The sequence below is a fragment of the Chlamydia serpentis genome (assembly GCF_900239945.1).
Classification (GTDB): Bacteria; Chlamydiota; Chlamydiia; order Chlamydiales; family Chlamydiaceae; genus Chlamydia; species Chlamydia serpentis.
Map to the genome: position 1 here is coordinate 1,082,423 of NZ_LT993738.1, position 18,246 is coordinate 1,100,668.

Sequence of the window (18,246 nt, forward strand, 5' to 3'; positions counted from 1 at the left end):
TTGAAGTAAAAGAAATGATACAAGATAAGAAGGAAAACGCAAAGAGTTATTTATGTATCTTCATGAGTACCAAGCTAAAGACCTCTTAGCCTCCTATGATGTGCTTATTCCTCCATACTGGGTAGTATCTTCACAGGAAGAAGGGGAACAGCTCATTATTAAATCAGGGTTAGATTCTGCTGTAGTTAAAGTACAAGTCCACTCTGGAGGAAGAGGAAAAAATGGTGGAGTTATTGTAGCAAAATCTCGAGAGGAAATTTTACAAGCTATATCCAAATTATTGGGGATGCATTTTACTAGTAATCAGACTGCGGAAGGATTTCTTCCCGTGGAGAAGGTTTTGATATCCCCACTTGTTGATATACAAGCAGAATATTATATAGCGGTGATTATGGATCGGAAGCTTCGCTGCCCAGCTCTCATGCTTTCCAAAGCAGGAGGCATGGATATCGAAGAAGTTACTGAATCCCATCCAGAACAGTTACAGATTCTTTCGCTCTCCTCTTATGGACATATTTATAATTACCAACTCCGCCAAGCTGCCAAGTTCATGGGTTGGAAGGAAGAAGTTATGCAGCAGGGTATTCAGTTAATTAAGAAGCTTACTAAGTGCTTTTATGAAAATGATGCATCTCTATTAGAGATTAACCCCTTGATTTTGACTCCAGGTGGTAAGCTTCTTGTTTTAGATGCTAAAATCACCATAGATGACAATGCTTTATATCGTCATCCTGAATTAGAAGTGCTTTATGATCCTTCTCAAGAGAATGTTCGTGATGTTCTGGCCAAGCAAATTGGACTGTCTTACATTGCTTTGAAGGGAAACATTGGCTGCATCGTCAATGGTGCAGGACTTGCTATGAGTACTTTGGATATTTTGAAGTTACATGGTGGGAATGCAGCAAATTTCCTAGATGTAGGAGGAGGGGCTTCTCAAAAACAAGTCCAAGAAGCGGTATCGTTAGTCCTATCCGATGAGAGTGTGCAAGTGCTTTTCATCAATATTTTTGGAGGAATTATGGATTGTTCTGTAGTTGCTTCTGGGCTTGTTGCAGTTATGGGAACAAGAGATAAAGAGATCCCTACGGTGATTCGTATCGAAGGGACAAATGTAGAATTAGGAAAAGAAATTGTTCAGCAATCTGGAGTTCCTTGTCAATTTGTCTCTTCGATGGAAGAAGGTGCTAGGCTTGCTGTAGCTTTGAGTATGTAGATTTAGGATTTATATGTTTCATTCATTAAGTAGAAGTACTCCCATTATTACACAAGGAATTACAGGAAAATCCGGTTCATTTCATACTGAGCAGTGCGTGGCCTATGGTTCTAACTTTGTAGGTGGCGTTACTCCAGGGAAGGGAGGAACCTTATGGTTAGACCTTCCAGTTTATGATTCTGTACTTGAGGCAAAGGACGCTACAGGTTGTCGTGCTACAATGATTTTTGTCCCCCCTCCTTATGCTGCTGAAGCAATCCTTGAAGCTGAAGACGCTGGTATCGAACTCATTGTCTGTATTACTGAAGGTATTCCTACACGAGATATGCTCGAAGTAGCTAGAGTTATGAAAAATAGTTCCTCAAAACTTATTGGACCTAATTGTCCAGGAATTATTAAACCAGGGGAATGTAAAATTGGTATTATGCCAGGATATATCCATATGCCTGGCAATGTTGGAGTTGTTTCTAGATCAGGAACTTTGACATACGAAGCTGTTTGGCAGCTTACTCAAATCAAAATCGGCCAGAGTATTTGTGTAGGTATTGGCGGTGATCCACTAAATGGAATGTCGTTTATCAACGTCTTCGAAGAATTAGAACAAGACCCTTACACAGAATTGATTTTGATGATAGGGGAAATTGGTGGTAGTGCTGAAGAAGAAGTGGCAGCTTGGATTCAATCCCAATGTACAAAGCCTGTTGTTGCCTTTATTGCAGGTGTCACAGCTCCCCAAGGGAAACGCATGGGTCATGCTGGGGCTATTATTTCTGGAGGTTCCGGAGATGCTAGAAGTAAAATGCAGGTTTTACGTGAATGTGGTGTGACCGTTATTGATTCTCCCGCACATATTGGAAAAACTGTAGACGCTATATTGCGAACGCAGGAACTCTGATTCTTGATATTGCACTAAAATAATTTGTTTTAGTAGGAAAGATTTCAGTTTTTACACTAACCTTTTCTTAATTTTAACAGTATCTTTGAAATTTGCTTCAACCTTATTATTAAGAATTTATCTCTATGTGTTTCTTATTGAGTTTTTTAAGAAAGAGATAACAAAGATGAACTAAAAATCTAGATAATTAACTATAATCTCTTTGTCATCCTCGCGCTAAAAATTAATAAGGTATTTTATATGAAAATCTATGCATTTTTTTCTGAAGTGTCTTCTGGGATTCAGAATCGGTTGATGGCAGAATTAGACTCTTGGTTTTCGTTGGGTGGGAAGCGTTTAAAAGTTAACAGTTTAGACCGATTTAATAAGGATCAGCGAATAAAAGAAAATGCTGCAATAGCTGCCTGTAAAAGAATCCTTATCATTATGTTAGCCTTTATCTTAATCCCATTTATCTTGGTGGCCTGTATATTTCATTATCTAATGCATACACACTTTAGGTGTGTAAAGGTCCCCAGCAAACTTTCTAAAACTCCTGTCTATAAATGTCATCAAGCTAAGATAGAGGAAATTTTAGATCTCCTAAATTTACAAACAGTGAAATGGCCCTCAAAATGTCTTCATAAACAAATGGTCTTTGCAAATGAAGGAGAAGAAAAAGTAATTCAAGAAATGCGATTATCAGAGACTGAAGAAGAGATTAGTCTTAACGGAAAACAGAAATTAGTACGTTTACTTCTGATGCATTTTTTTAATCCTCCACAAAGATCCCGTATACTATCTTCTGATGGTCATGGAGTTTCTTTCCCTGTATTTCATAGGGTGAAGACAGAAAATGAATTTGTTGAAGGTGAATCGGAAATACGATCCATAGAAGAGATGTGGGCGCTTTTAGATAAGGGAAGTAACAGGACTATATGGTTTTCTGTGTTTTTTGAAGTGTCCTCAACAGAAGCAGGTGTTTTAAAAGAAGGATATGTAGGTCAGATTTTGAAGAGACTGAATGCTGTGTTAAGAGCTTCTTTAGGTCAAACAATCACTCTAGTTCCAGACTTAACCATGCTTTGTTTTTCTATGTATTTCCCTGGCTCTTTATACTGGGAAGATATTCAAACTACATAAAGGTATTTTTTAATTTTAGTTTTCTGCTTCTATCTTCTTTCTACTGGTATAAGAGCTCGCAATAAGTTTTGTGGATTTCAGTGCTCTTTTTACTAAAGAGAGGACTAAAAAGATTTTATTCTCTCATTTTACCTCAACCATTTTAGTAGCTTTGGTAATTGATTATTTATTAAGTGACTACTGAATTCATAGATAACATTCTTATATTAAGATGCTAACACTTGCTTATATGTATGAAAATGTTATATTGTTCCTTGAGCTATCTACAGATAGAGTTAAGAAAAGTTCTCTAATGTTAATTTATAGCTTTGACTCCTCAGTACCCCTTACATTTTTACAATGCCTCATGGCAAAACTAGATAACTGGTTTTTTTTTGGAGGGCATCGTTTAAAAATTATTCGAGTTGAGGATAGTAAGTTGGCTTATATTAGAGAAAACATTGCTATCTCACTGATAGAAAAGATCTTAAAAATCCTGACCTTTTTACTAGTTCCTATTGTTCTTATAGCCTTGATAATTCGTTATTTCTTACATGCTAAGTTTGTCAATAAGTTAAAATTGTTCAGCGATGTACCACGAAGTGATGTAAGCCGCGCGCGTATAAGTACAAAATGTACACGGATCGGCACTATAGCATCCTATGACTTCATGTTCTCTGGTCTGTCAGCTGTAATTTTCTCCGATAATGAGATTCCAAAAACTTGTCGTTTGGAAAACTATGTAAAAGATGGCCAATTTTTTGAGGGAAATACAGGTAAAAAGAAATATCTTAGTAATATGCTGACCCATGTGATTAGTTGCCTTAAGTCAGTAGATCAGGACAAGTCTTTGAAAAAAATCGTTAGTAAATCTGGAGAATTTGGTGCATTACCATCTTCAAGTTCAAGCCAGTGGAAGCGTTTTAGCAGTGTTAGTTCAGATGTCCAAGCAATCATGAACACCATAGGTCAGCAGCCAGTTTGGTTAAGAGAGCACCCACCTACAGTCCTTGGAGAGTTCTTAAAAGTTTACTGGCAAAGGTATCTTGCGTTTATAAATACTGAAGATTTTAAAAATAATTTAATAAATCAAGTGATTGAAGAAAGTCTTAATTTTTGTCCAAATGCTATTAAAAATATACAGCTGTTAGATGAAGTTGATCTGGAATGCAGGAATCACCTCGTAGAAGCATTATTCAATAGACCAGGTAATAAGTTTACTTGGAAAGATTTTACATTCTCTGTTCATGGGAAACAAGCTAGATTTATGTTCCGCATCCCCACGAAGAATAAATAATTCCTTGTTCATTTTTTCAATGAAAATAGATTTTCTGATTTCCTTAGGCTAAGTAGGTCGGGGTTTTTAACGTTTCAGAATCGTTCTGGATATATCTTTTTTATTTGGATCTCATAAATCAGATCTTAGGTTTTTTATTCGGGCCTTACTTGAGAGTTATGAAGGTGAATCGACAATACGATCCATAGAAGAGATCTGGGTGCCTTTATTAAGAAGATACCAAAGACTGCTTGTAAGAAGCATCTTAGTCTCATACGTTCTGAAAGCGTTGTTGAATCTATACTAATTGAAAAAAATAGTGAGTTCCATTGTCCCAATATTATCCACTCAGAAATGTTTGATATAATAGATTGAGCACGTGAACAACATCTTATAAAAGCAGTATTAAACGAAGCAAATCGCCGAATTCATTTGAAAAATTCCGCCTTTTTGATCGATGTGAAGGAAGGAATTGCATTTTATATGATCTTTCCAACCAAAAGGTTCTAATAACTCAAGTAGTCTCGCATATTTTTAACGAAAGTAAATTGTTAAGAATATTGTTCTAAATTTTATTGGTGAATACTTTTATAATCTTTTGAGCAAAAATTAAAAAATTATTGAGATGTTAAGCTATACCTTTGATTCCTCAGTATCACCTACTTTTCAACACCGCTTTATGGCGGGAATAGATAACTGGTTTTTTTTAGGAGGAAATCGTGTAAAAATTATTCGTCTCAGGGACTCTAATTTTGGTTATGCAGTTCAGGAAAATGTTTCTTTATCAATTATAAAAAAAATTTTAAAAATACTTTCCTATATACTCATTCCTATTGTTATCGTAGCCCTATTAATTCGGTATTTTTTACACTCTAGGTTTACATACTCTTTAGAACATGTTGTTGATAAGTCAGCACCAAGATTTTTTGCAAATCTACAAAGAAGGAGTATATGCAACGGACTAAAATACGCACAGAACCCATTATATTTTGTCTCATTTTCTGCGGATGTTCTACGATCCTTGCTTCCTCCTGTAACAGAAATCCCTGAAGCTAATCGTTTAAAAAACTATATAAGAGATGGTCAGTTTATAGAAGGAGCAGAAGGAATAAGGAAATATCTTAGCAATATGCTCAACTATGTTATTGGGTGTCTAGGTTCGATAGATCGATCTCAGTGGACTCAGTTAATGAAAGAAACTAAGATTCAGGCTTATTTTGACCTGCGATCTTTTTCCTTCTTTCGCTTTGTTAGTCCAACACTGGAAAGGATTGTCGAGCCCATCTTCAAACAAGAGTCGGAAATAGACTCATCCCTATCTATTCAGGGATCGCGTTGCTTTATTATCCAGTGCTTAAAGGTTTACTGTGAACGAAGATATTCGGAAGTTGTAAATTCTAAAGATCTTAGAGAATTAATAGTAAGTGAAACAGGCAAGGAATTTTTCTGTCCAATTACCGAAAGAAACCTATATGATCAAGTAGATCAACAATGTCAAAGACATCTACTAGAAAGAATATTACACAGATCCCATGATCAGTTATGCTGGAATGATTTCACATTCTCCATTATTGGCGATTCAATGGCCATGTGGATAGTTGAACCGATATTTCGTGGATAGTTGAACTGATACTTCGTCCAGCAAAAAAAAGATTAGGATTCAAAGTACTTTTGAAATCTAGAAATTTTACTTATACTTTTATCGAAACTACATTTCATTGATAAGCAAAAAAAGCACAGAGCTCACTGTAGATATTACCAATCCAAAAACCTACAATCCTATTATCAAGTACGCCTAGATTATTTGATAGAAGCAAAGCTTAATAGAGAAAAATGCGTCTACTTTTGAGGGGGGGGATTAGACATTCGAGTTTTCTAAGGAGTCTGTTTATATGACTACCTTCTTAAGACGGTCTTCAAGAGATTGATACTGTTATTTCATAAGCAAATATGCTGGAGTGCATTTTATAAAAATAATTGGTTTTTAAGTAGTTAAGCTCATGTAATTCGGAGGTTCTAAGAATTTTCTTCTTCGAAATTTTAATTTTAAAATGCCTCTATCTTCTTACTCTAAAGAAATAAAATCCCTTTGTAGTAATGTTTTCCTCACATATGATTTGTTTTTCATAATTACTAGAGGGCAGAGGTTGTGTTATCTAATGCGCAATGATATTCTGCTTTATTGAAAGACAACATTCTTGAGGGATAGATATGATAACTAAGCAATTGCGTTCATGGTTAGCTGTACTCATTGGTTTTGGCCTGGTAGCTCTTCCTTTTTCAGGTCAAGCTTTAGGGAAAAAAGAATCACGAGTTTCAGAGCTGCCTCAAGATGCTCTTCTTAAAGAAATCTCGGGAGGATTTTCTAAAGTAGCCACGAAAGCAACTCCTGCTGTTGTCTACATAGAAAGTTTTCCAAAGAGTAATCCTGTAACGCATCCTACTCCTGGACGTCGCGGTCCTTATGAGAATCCATTTGATTATTTTAATGACGAATTTTTCAATCGTTTTTTTGGCTTGCCCTCACAAAGAGAAAAACCTCAAAGTAAAGAGGCTGTTCGTGGAACAGGATTTATCGTCTCTTCAGATGGTTATATCGTCACCAATAACCATGTTGTAGAAGATACCGGGAAAATCCATGTGACTCTTCATGATGGACAAAAGTACCCAGCAACTGTTATTGGACTTGACCCTAAAACAGATCTTGCTGTTATTAAAATTAAAGCTCAGAACCTCCCTTTCTTATCGTTTGGTAATTCTGATCAATTAAAAGTCGGAGATTGGGCAATTGCGATTGGAAATCCCTTTGGTCTTCAAGCTACTGTCACGGTCGGTGTGATCAGCGCGAAAGGGAGAAATCAACTACATATAGCGGATTTCGAAGACTTCATTCAGACAGACGCTGCCATTAATCCTGGAAACTCTGGAGGTCCTCTTCTTGATATTGATGGACAAGTGATTGGTGTTAACACTGCTATCGTTAGTGGTAGTGGTGGTTATATCGGCATAGGATTCGCAATTCCTAGTCTCATGGCTAATAGAATCATTGACCAGTTGATCCGTGATGGTCAAGTTACCCGGGGATTCTTAGGAGTAACTTTACAGCCTATAGATGCCGAACTTGCTAGTTGTTACAAACTCGAAAAAGTTTATGGGGCCTTGGTTACAGATGTTGTTAAAGGATCTCCAGCAGATAAGGCGGGACTAAAACAAGAAGATGTTATTATTGCTTATAATGGAAAAGAAGTTGACTCGTTGAGTACTTTTCGTAATGCGATTTCTTTAATGAATCCTGAGACACGTATTGTTTTAAAAGTAGTCCGTGAAGGAAAAATTATTGAAATTCCAGTGACGGTTTCACAAGCTCCAAAAGAAGATGGAATGTCGGCTTTACAGCGTGTGGGAATTCGTGTTCAAAACCTTACTCCTGAAAATGCTAAAAAACTTGGAATTTCTCCAGAAACCAAAGGTATTCTGATTATAAGTGTTGAACCAGGATCTGTAGCGGCATCCTCAGGAATTGCTCCAGGGCAGCTTATTCTTGCTGTTAATAGGCAAAAGGTATCTTCGATCGAAGACTTGAATAGGACCTTAAAAGATACTAACAATGACAGCATTCTCCTTATGATTTCCCAAGGAGATGTCATTCGCTTTATTGCTTTGAAACCTGAGGAATAGTAAATTTTTCTGAAGAAGAATCCCTCGATTTAATAGCAAGGAGTCGGACAAAATATAAGGAGTAAAGAGGTTGTCAACCTCTTTACTCTTTTGTTATTGAAAGCTTATCAAGAAGCTCACAGATAGAAAGGAATCCTTTTTTAAGCTGATCTATAGAGAAGTGTTCTTCAGCAGCGTGAATGTTATCACTAAGATAAGAGGTTCCACAGATGATAGGAGAGGCTTGTGTTGCCTCTCCTAATAAGGGGGCAATCGGGATTGTAGCAGGCATCACCAATCTTAAGCATTCTTCATTGTAAAGTCCTCTATAGATCTCCTGAAGTACTTTGACTATCGGAAGATTAGGAGAACTTATCCAACCTGGAGATCCTGGAAGAATTTCATAAGAAAACTTTAACGATGCAGGAACACGTTGTTTCATATGATTTATAACCTGTTGAGCAGCTCTAGCAGGATCTTGGTTGGGAACAAGCCGGCAAGAGATATACGCGGTTGCCTTGTAGGGAATAACGGTCTTAAATCCAGGCCCTGTATATCCGCCAGAAATTCCATTGATTTCTATAGTAGGACGCAAAGCTGATTCTTCAGGGCTATAGGCCGATTCATAGCCTTCAGGTCTAAAACCTAAATTTTCTTCGCATTCTCGAATAATGTTTGATTTAGGAAGATCAGGTTGATCAGAATTTGAATAAAGAGAAAGATCATCATAAAATTTAGGAACAGCTATAGAATTATCAGAGTGATGCAGGGAGCTAAGGATTTCTGCTAGAGCACGATTGGTGTTATAAGCAATTCCTCCTAATGTTCCTGAATGCATATCCTTGGTTCCCTCTTGAAGATAGACTTTCATAGAAACGAGACCTCGAGCTCCTATACTTACGTAGGGATATTTTTTAGAAACAAAACCTCCATCTACAATAAGTAGGTAATCAGCGCGTAAAGCTTCTTTTTTTTTCTCTAACCAAGTAAATAATGCAGGACTTCCACTCTCTTCCTCCCCCTCAATTAACCAGGTGATGTTTAAAGGAAAACTACCTCGAGAGTGATAGTAATATTGTAATGCTTTTAGAGTATAGAAACACTGGCCTTTATTATCAGAGGCTCCGCGGGCATAGAGATTACCTTGTTTTTTTCTAAGAATAAAGGGATCGCCTTCCCACCCATCAGAGAGCTCTGCTGGTTGTACATCATAGTGATTATAGAGGATAAGAGTAGGACTAAGAGGATTTGTAGTTTTGTAGGATGCATAGATTAAAGGGGGGTGCCCAGACATTTCCCAGAGCTCTACATGAAAAATCTTGTTAATAGATTCTAATAGAAACTGGGCGCAGTTTTCGCAGTCAGGAAGATAGTTACTGTCAGCGGATATAGATCGGAAACTTATAAATTTTGCAAATTCTTTCAAGAATGTTTCACTATTTATGTCAAAATATTTCAAATCTGGATTCATAAGTTTCTCCGAGGAATTGTTGAAAATAATATCACAGTAACTTAATTTACTTTTGTCCAAAAGAAAAGAATAACATGCGTGTTAGCGTGCTTTTCAGCATGATTAAGCATCATGAATTAGAGATTTGGTCCTAACCAATCACATGAGTTACGGAAAATATGAAAGCTGGTGATACATATAGAAATTTCATTATCAAATCATGCAAAGATCTTCCTGAAATAGAGAGTAAACTCTTTGAAGCAGAACATAAGCCTACAGGTGCTTCTATCATGATGATCGTTAATGATGATGATGAAAACGTTTTCAATATTTGTTTTAGAACATGCCCTCAGACTTCTAACGGTGTTGCTCATGTTTTAGAACACATGGTCCTTTGTGGTTCCGAAAACTATCCTGTGAGAGACCCTTTTTTTTCCATGACACGTCGTAGTCTTAATACTTTCATAAATGCTTTTACAGGTGCAGATTTTACATGTTATCCAGCAGCTTCCCAGATTCCTGAAGATTTTTATAATCTACTAAGTGTCTATATTGATGCAGTTTTCCATCCTTTGTTAACGAAACAAAGTTTTCTTCAAGAGGCATGGAGATATGAATTCAATTCCAATGATCAGCTCTTCTACACTGGAGTTGTCTTTAACGAGATGAAGGGTGCTATGATGTCAGGAGAGGCACGACTCTCAGAAGCTTTAAATGCTGCTATCTTTCCCTCAGTTACCTATGGAGTAAACTCAGGAGGAGAGCCTAAGGAGATTGTGACTCTTTCTCATGAAGCTATTCGTGCGTTTCATCAAAGCCAATATAGTATCAATCGCTGCTTATTCTATTTTTATGGGAATATCAAACCCTCTCGTCATTTAGACTTCTTAGAAGAAAAGCTTCTTAGACAAGCTACAAAATTAGAAAAACAGACTGTATCAGTACCATTACAGAAAAGATTTAAAGAACCTGTAAGACAAATATCCACTTATCCTGCCGATCACGAGGAAGAAGATAAGGTTCTCTTTGGAATATCTTGGCTCACTTGTTCTATTCTCGACCAACAAGAGTTGCTGGCATTGCATGTATTAGAGATCATTCTTATGGGTACAGATGCTGCTCCTTTAAAATCTCGCTTGTTAAAATCGGGCTTTTGTAAGCAAACAGAAATGAGTATAGAGAATGACATTCGTGAAATCCCAATCACATTAGTATGTAAGGGATGTTCTCCAGCTGGAGCTCAGAAATTAGAGTCTTGGATATTTGCTTCTCTTGAGGAAATCATTCACGAAGGGATATCAGAAAATATTATAAAAGGTGCTGTACATCAACTAGAATTATCTAGGAAAGAAATTACTGGATATTCCCTGCCATATGGATTGTCTCTATTTTTCCGCTCAGGATTATTAAAACAACATGGGGGCTATCCTGAAGATGGTCTTCGAATCCACAGCTTATTTTCTGAACTTCGTTCTTCTTTGAAAAATCCTGATTATCTTTCTAAGTTGATTCGCAAGTATCTTTTAGATAATCCACATTTTGCAAAAGTTATCTTGATTCCTGATAGGGAGCTAGTTGCTAAAGAAAATAAAGATGAACAGCAGCTTTTAGATAATATAAAGGAAAAACTCACAAACCAAGATAAGGAAAAGATAATACAAAATGCACGTGAACTTGAAGAATACCAAGGGCAAGATGAAGATCTGAATGGGATTCTTCCTAATCTTGCTTTGGATAAAGTCCCTACCTCTGGCAAAGAATTTCTTTTAATTAAAGAAGGATTTATTGAAGGTGAAGTCCTTCATCATGAGTGCTTCACTAATGATATTGTTTTTATAGATGTTGTTTTAGATATCCCTCCGTTATCTGCTGAAGAGCTTCCTTGGTTGCGTTTGCTTGTGTTTTTAATGTTGCAGCTTGGGTGTGGAGGAAGGTCCTATAAAGAGCATTTGGAGCTTCTCTTAGAATATACAGGTGGTGTAGATGTCTCTTATGATTTTTCTCCACATGCGAATAAAAATAGCTTCCTTTCCCCCTCAGTCAGTATCCGGGGTAAGAGTTTGGCATCAAATTCTGAGAAGTTGTGCAATATTATTAGCGATATGTTGACGAGTGTAGATTTTACAGATACTCTTAGGATTCGTGAATTGCTCATGCAGCACAACGAAGCACTAACTAATAGCGTTAGAAATAGCCCTATGAATTATGCCCTGAGTATGGCCTGCTCAGGTGATTCTATAACAGCAGGGATGTCCTACGTAACCACAGGTCTTCCTTATGTCAAAAAAATCCGTGAACTTACAAAGAATTTTAATCAAAATATAGATGAGACTGTTGTCATTCTACAACAGCTATTCACAAAGTGTTTTTGTGGAAAACGACAGATCGTCATTAGTGGAAGTGCTCAAAACTATCAACAATTAAAAGATAATAAATTTTATGGTCTTTTAGATTATATTATTGTTATCCCGGAGTCTTGGAAAAACCCAATTATAGACGTAAATGTAGCTTCTCAGGGATTGCATATTCCTGCACGTGCAGCATTTAATGCTCTTGCTTTCCCCATTGGAGATATACCTTATGACCATCCTGATGCGGCAGCCTTGACGGTTGCAGCAGAGATCTTAGATAATGTCGTGTTGCATACTAAAATCCGAGAACAAGGAGGGGCTTATGGCTCTGGAGCAGCTGCTAACCTATCTCGAGGGTCTTTCTATTGCTACAGCTACCGTGATCCAGAAATTGCAGCGACATATAAAGCCTTTTTAAAGGGAGTTTCCGATATTGCTTCTGGAAAATTCACTCGAGAAGATATCTATGAAGGAGCACTCGGGGTTATTCAAGGTTTAGATATGCCTGTAGCTCCTGGAAGCCGAGCTTCAGTAGCGTTCTATAGGCTGAAAAGTGGTAGAATTCCTGCTTTGCGCCAAGCATTTCGTCGTTCTGTTCTTGAAATGACGAAAGAACATATCTGTATGGTTGTAGATAAGTACCTAGCGTCCATGGTCAATAAAACGACATTCATATCTTTTGCTGGTGAAGAAATGCTAAGTAATAATACTCCTAAGTTAGATAGAGATTTCCCAATAATACCAGCAATCTAAATCCTCAATCTTCCTTATTATCGGAGTTTTGAGGAAATGAAGTTGCAATACTTTCTATAAGAGTGGGCTCTTCAATCTGATGAGAGGAAGACGAGGTTTCCAAACTTTCAAATTTTCTCAATGTCGGCAATACTCGATGCTGGAAGCTTGAAGCCATATCATTATAGCTCTGTACGGTCTGATTCAAGTTTTTACCTATCTTATAAAAATGAGTGAATACCACTTGTAAGCGACGATGTAACTCTTTACCTAAAAGACCAATTTCTTGAATCTGCTTTTGAAGATTTTCTTGTTTCCACATGTAAGCAATCGTCTTTAGAAGAGCTAGTAAGGTTAGAGGACTTGATAAAATTACATTTGAAGAAGCTCCAATTTCCATCAACTCAGGAGCTAAGCGAATTGCATCATTGAATAAGCTCTCTCCAGGAAGAAAAAGAATCACATACTCAGGTGAATGCTCGAATTTTTCCCAATAGCTTTTAGATTTTAAACTTTTAATATGTTCTTTGATTTTATTAATAAGATCAGCCTTATCAATCTCATCTAAAGAGAAATACGAGTCCGAAATAGGGGTTTTAGCATCAATAATCAAACAGCGATCTTGAGGAAGTCGGACGATAATATCAGCTCGAAATGATCCTTGCATACTTGTAGCTTGGCTATCATAATCACAGTATTTTAACATTCCCGCGAGTTCTAAAATTCTTTCTAATTGGATTTCTCCCCAACGCCCTCGAGATCCAGGATGCTTTAAAATATCTGTTAGAACATGGGTTTCATGTTCTAATTTTTTTTCTATAGCAAGCAGCTGGACCATCTGTTCTTTTAATCTTCCGCGATCTTCAGCATGCTTAGTCTCAAATATTTCTAAACTTTGTTTAAATGTTGTGAGTGTCGTTTGAATAGGAGAAAGCATGGATTCAAAAGATTTAGACTTATCACAAAAGTAACTTTGAGCTTCTTCTTTCATATCCTTAATAAGGTTATGAGAAGAAACTGCGAGCCGATTGCTAAAATCTTCCAGTAATTGTTCTTGATGACGACTAAGATCCAAAGAAGCTTGTAAAAGCTGGTTCTCATGCTCCAACTTTTGAAGTTTTGCTAAATAATCGTTCTTTTTTTTCAAATAATAATAAGACGCTACAAACACACCTAAGCAAAAAGCACACCCAGGTAAAAGTACGTATGCCAGAGGATAGGGAATATTCATAGTTGATGCTAACTCTTTTTTCGATAGATAATTGAAAAAATAGAAAAACCCACTAAAGTATACAACCAAGAAACAAGGAAAAATACTTCAACAAAATGATCGACAAGTCCTGAGAAAAAGAGACACGCGGCTAGCCCTATAGTCACCACAAGGAGAAAGGAAGAAACATTAAACCGAAAATGTTTAACTCCAGGGAATTTCCAGGGGGAAATCATCAACCCTCCAATAAAAAGTAAGGCAAAAGACAGTAAACTTACCCGAATTTGGGTAGGAAGGTCTGGGAAGAAATCCGATGCAAGGAACAAAGCCAAAGAAACTATACTTGCAGCAGCAGCTGGAATTGGAAGACCAATAAAACAATAGGGCCTTGAGACATCAACAGTTTTTTTGGAAAAGAGATTATAACGTACTAATCGTAAGACCCCACACAACGAATAAATAATTGAAGTAATAAGTAGCAATGAAGAGAACACATTTCCTATATAAATCCCATCAAGGCTTTTTATTACAATCAAAGGCGGGGAGATCCCAAAAGTTACTGCATCAGAAAGAGAATCAAATTGGGCGCCAAAAGCACTTTCTGCTTTCATGATGCGAGCAATTGCTCCATCAGAAAAATCCGCAATCATAGCGCTAATAAGTAAAAGAGATAGACCCTGTAGGCGGTGGAATAACTCGACAGAAGAAGACGTTCTTAGCACACTCTTAAAAATAATGAACAACCCACAACAAAGTCCAAAAGCAGTAATAGCGTTAGGGGTCACTACACGACGCTTGCCTCGTGCTTCTAGGTCTTCTAGTCCTGCCATGTTATTTTGCCAGAGTTTATTTTGCTCATAGCATAATATATTCTTCTAAAATCAACAAGTTTTTGCGGTCCTCTTTTTGGTTAAGACACCTATCTCTAAAAGAGCCTAGAGTATGATATTTTTTACCGAGAACAGGGTCATTTTTCAATTGCAGGAAACCACCACAATTCCTATATATGGTAGATAAGCGCGTAACGTTTCACTATATATTGGGTTTTTAGAAGAAATCCTATTTATGCTGAAACGTATTTTTATTTCTGTTTTTTTAATTATAACAAAGGAAAAAAGACCTCCAATATGCGTGATTTTGGGGTCCTGGTTTTCTAGTGCGCAAAGAATAAAAAATCTAATATTTTAATTACCATTTTGGGGAAAAATTATGTTCGAAGTCGAAGAAAAGCATTACACCATTGTCAAACGTAATGGAATGTTTGTCCCATTTAATCAAGATAGGATTTTCCAGGCTTTGGAGGCAGCTTTTCGAGATACCCGCAACTTAGAAAATAGCTCTCCACTACCTAAAGATTTGGAAGAATCTATAGAACAAATTACTCATAAAGTGGTTAAGGAAGTTTTGAATAAAATTTCTGAAGGACAGGTTGTTACTGTAGAGAGAATCCAAGATATCGTGGAAAGTCAGCTTTATATTAGCGGCTTGCAGGATGTTGCCCGTGATTATATTATCTATAGAGATGAACGCAAAGCAAAGCGAGGCAGCTCTTGGTCCGGAATTTCAATCATACGTAGAGACGGCAGCTCCGCTAAGTTTAATCCTATGAAGATTTCGGCAGCTCTTGAGAAAGCTTTTAGAGCGACATATCAAATCATAGGAATGACTCCTTCTGCGACGCTATCTGAAATCAATGACCTTACCTTTAGGATAGTCGAGGATATACTGAGTCTCGATATTGAGCAGAGTGTTAATCTTGAAGTTGTTCAAGATATTGTTGAAAAACAACTTATGGTTGCGGGATATTATGATGTAGCGAAAAACTATATTCTATATAGGGAAGCCCGTGCGCGAGCCCGTGCTCATAAAGATCAGAATGAACAGGAAAATTTGCTTCTTGAAGAGGAAGCTTACGTTGTTCAAAAAGACAACGGAACAACCTATATTCTTAGAAAAAGTGATTTAGAAAAGCGTTTTTATTGGGCATGTAAACGTTTCTCTAAAACTACAGATTCTCAATTGCTTGCAGATATGGCATTTACGAATCTTTATTCAGGAATCAAGGAAGAAGAGGTAACGACAGCATGCATTATGGCTGCACGTGCCAATATCGAAAGGGAGCCAGATTATGCTTTTATTGCAGCTGAACTCTTAACCAGTGCTTTGTACCAGGAGACCTTAGGGTGCAATGTTGATGATCCTAATTTAGCAGAAGTACATAAAAAGCACTTTAAAGAGTATATTCTTAATGGAGAAAAATATCGCTTAAACCCTCAATTGAAAGATTATGACCTCGATGCTCTTAGCGAAGTTCTCGATCTGTCGAGAGATCAACGGTTTTCTTATATGGGAGTACAAAACCTCTATGATCGCTATTTTAATCTCTACGAAGGACGACGTTTAGAAACTGCTCAGATTTTCTGGATGCGGGTTTCTATGGGCTTAGCTTTAAATGAAGGAGCACAAAAAAACTTCTGGGCAATCACTTTTTATAATCTATTATCAACGTTTCGTTACACTCCAGCAACTCCTACCTTGTTCAACTCTGGAATGTGTCATTCGCAACTTAGCTCCTGCTACCTTTCTACAGTTAAGGATGACTTAAGTCATATTTATAAGGTGATTTCTGATAATGCTCTTCTTTCTAAATGGGCGGGAGGAATTGGAAATGATTGGACCAATGTTCGTGCTACAGGAGCTGTCATTAAAGGAACGAATGGAAAAAGTCAAGGCGTTATTCCTTTCATCAAGGTTGCTAATGATACTGCAATTGCTGTGAATCAGGGAGGGAAGCGTAAGGGCGCGACGTGTGTATATTTAGAAAATTGGCACTTAGATTACGAAGACTTTTTAGAACTTCGGAAGAATACAGGAGATGAGCGTCGTAGAACTCATGATATCAATACAGCAAGTTGGATTCCAGATCTCTTTTTTAAGAGATTAGAAAAAAAAGCCATGTGGACGCTTTTCAGTCCTGATGATGTTCCAGGTTTACATGAAGCTTATGGATTAGAGTTTGAAAAGCTCTATGAAGAATACGAACGTAAGGCTGAATCTGGAGAGATCCGACTCTATAAGCAAATTGAGTGTGAAGTTCTTTGGCGTAAAATGTTAAGCATGCTTTATGAAACAGGCCATCCCTGGATAACATTTAAAGATCCTTCCAATATTCGCTCAAATCAAGACCATGTCGGGATAGTACATTGTTCCAATCTTTGCACAGAAATCCTATTAAATTGTTCAGAATCTGAAACCGCAGTCTGTAATCTGGGATCTATAAATTTGGTAGAGCATATCGATAACGGACAGTTAGATGAAGAGAAGCTACACGAAACCATCTCAATAGCTATCCGTATTTTGGATAATGTTATTGATTTGAATTTCTATCCTACATCAGAGGCTAAACAAGCGAATTTAACTCACAGAGCTTTAGGATTGGGAATTATGGGATTCCAAGATGTACTTTATGAGTTAAATATCAGTTATGCTTCTCAAGAAGCAGTCGAGTTTTCTGATGAATGCTCTGAGATAATCGCATACTATGCTATTTTATCCTCGAGTCTACTTGCTAAGGAACGTGGAACCTATGCTTCATATTTAGGATCCAAATGGGATCGTGGCTATTTGCCATTAGATACTATCGAACTTCTTAAAGAAACTCGTGGAGATCATAATGTTCTTGTAGACACATCAAGTAAAAAAGACTGGTCTATAGTTCGTGAGACTATTCAAAAATATGGCATGAGAAATAGTCAAGTAATGGCGATTGCTCCTACTGCAACGATCTCTAATATTATAGGAGTGACGCAATCTATAGAGCCGACATACAAGCATTTATTTGTAAAATCCAATCTTTCAGGGGAATTTACTATTCCCAACACCTACCTGATTAAAAAGCTAAAGGATCTAGGCCTTTGGGATGCGGAAATGTTAGATGACCTGAAATATTTTGATGGATCTTTATTAGAAATTGAAAGAATTCCTAATCATTTAAAAAAGATTTTTCTTACAGCATTTGAAATCGAACCTGAATGGATCATAGAATGTGCCTCTAGAAGGCAAAAATGGATTGATATGGGAATTTCTCTAAACCTATATCTCGCTGAACCTGATGGGAAGAAGTTATCAAGTATGTATCTAATGGCCTGGAAAAAAGGGTTAAAGACGACCTATTACTTGAGATCTCAAGCTGCAACATCGGTAGAGAAGTCTTTTATAGATATCAATAAACGAGGGATTCAACCTCGTTGGATGAAGAATAAATCAGCATCCACGAGTATTGTAGTAGAAAGAACAACCACCCCCGTTTGCTCAATGGAAGAAGGTTGCGAATCTTGTCAATAACGAAAAAAAAAGAGGAG

The 18,246-nt window shown here is 37.1% G+C and carries 11 protein-coding genes; 8 read left to right on the forward strand and 3 right to left on the reverse strand.

What is annotated here, in order from left to right:
* The first annotated feature begins 52 nt into the window (after positions 1-52).
* The 6 genes from sucC to htrA all read left to right on the forward strand — a co-directional run bounded on the left by sucC (position 53) and on the right by htrA (position 8,163).
* Positions 53-1,213, forward strand: coding sequence for an ADP-forming succinate--CoA ligase subunit beta (gene sucC, locus C834KP_RS04720; protein WP_108897013.1), 1,161 nt, complete (start codon positions 53-55; stop codon positions 1,211-1,213).
* 13 nt (positions 1,214-1,226) lie between these two features.
* Positions 1,227-2,108: a succinate--CoA ligase subunit alpha gene (gene sucD, locus C834KP_RS04725; protein WP_108897014.1), complete on the forward strand. Its 882-nt coding sequence runs from the start codon at positions 1,227-1,229 to the stop codon at positions 2,106-2,108.
* Between the two features lie 240 nt (positions 2,109-2,348).
* A complete protein-coding gene (locus tag C834KP_RS04730) occupies positions 2,349-3,230 on the forward strand; it encodes a DUF648 domain-containing protein (protein ID WP_108897015.1) in 882 nt (293 codons plus the stop codon).
* A gap of 292 nt (positions 3,231-3,522) precedes the next feature.
* Positions 3,523-4,506, forward strand: a complete 984-nt coding sequence (locus C834KP_RS04735; RefSeq protein WP_157951048.1) for a DUF648 domain-containing protein — start codon at positions 3,523-3,525, stop codon at positions 4,504-4,506.
* 604 nt (positions 4,507-5,110) lie between these two features.
* Complete coding sequence (locus tag C834KP_RS04740; protein ID WP_108897017.1) at positions 5,111-6,106, forward strand: DUF648 domain-containing protein; 996 nt, start codon at positions 5,111-5,113, stop codon at positions 6,104-6,106.
* Positions 6,107-6,696: 590 nt separating this feature from the next.
* Entirely contained in the window at positions 6,697-8,163 is a 1,467-nt protein-coding gene (gene htrA / locus C834KP_RS04745) for a serine protease HtrA (RefSeq protein WP_108897018.1), read from the forward strand.
* 82 nt (positions 8,164-8,245) lie between these two features.
* On the opposite strand, the gene C834KP_RS04750 is transcribed toward htrA, so the two are convergent.
* Positions 8,246-9,613 carry a M20/M25/M40 family metallo-hydrolase gene (locus tag C834KP_RS04750; RefSeq protein WP_108897019.1) on the reverse strand — a complete coding sequence of 456 codons (1,368 nt, stop codon included), beginning with the start codon at positions 9,611-9,613 and terminating at the stop codon, positions 8,246-8,248.
* Positions 9,614-9,771: 158 nt separating this feature from the next.
* Between C834KP_RS04750 and C834KP_RS04755 the strand changes: the two genes are divergently transcribed.
* On the forward strand, positions 9,772-12,696 hold the full coding sequence (locus C834KP_RS04755) for an insulinase family protein (RefSeq protein ID WP_108897020.1): 2,925 nt from the start codon (positions 9,772-9,774) through the stop codon (positions 12,694-12,696).
* 4 nt (positions 12,697-12,700) lie between these two features.
* On the opposite strand, the gene C834KP_RS04760 is transcribed toward C834KP_RS04755, so the two are convergent.
* Both C834KP_RS04760 and C834KP_RS04765 read right to left on the reverse strand, forming a co-directional pair.
* Positions 12,701-13,906: a DNA recombination protein RmuC gene (locus tag C834KP_RS04760; protein WP_108897021.1), complete on the reverse strand. Its 1,206-nt coding sequence runs from the start codon at positions 13,904-13,906 to the stop codon at positions 12,701-12,703.
* Between the two features lie 8 nt (positions 13,907-13,914).
* Complete coding sequence (locus C834KP_RS04765; RefSeq protein WP_108897022.1) at positions 13,915-14,715, reverse strand: CDP-alcohol phosphatidyltransferase family protein; 801 nt, start codon at positions 14,713-14,715, stop codon at positions 13,915-13,917.
* 379 nt (positions 14,716-15,094) lie between these two features.
* Between C834KP_RS04765 and C834KP_RS04770 the strand changes: the two genes are divergently transcribed.
* Complete coding sequence (locus tag C834KP_RS04770; protein WP_108897023.1) at positions 15,095-18,229, forward strand: ribonucleoside-diphosphate reductase subunit alpha; 3,135 nt, start codon at positions 15,095-15,097, stop codon at positions 18,227-18,229.
* The last annotated feature ends 17 nt before the right edge of the window (positions 18,230-18,246 follow it).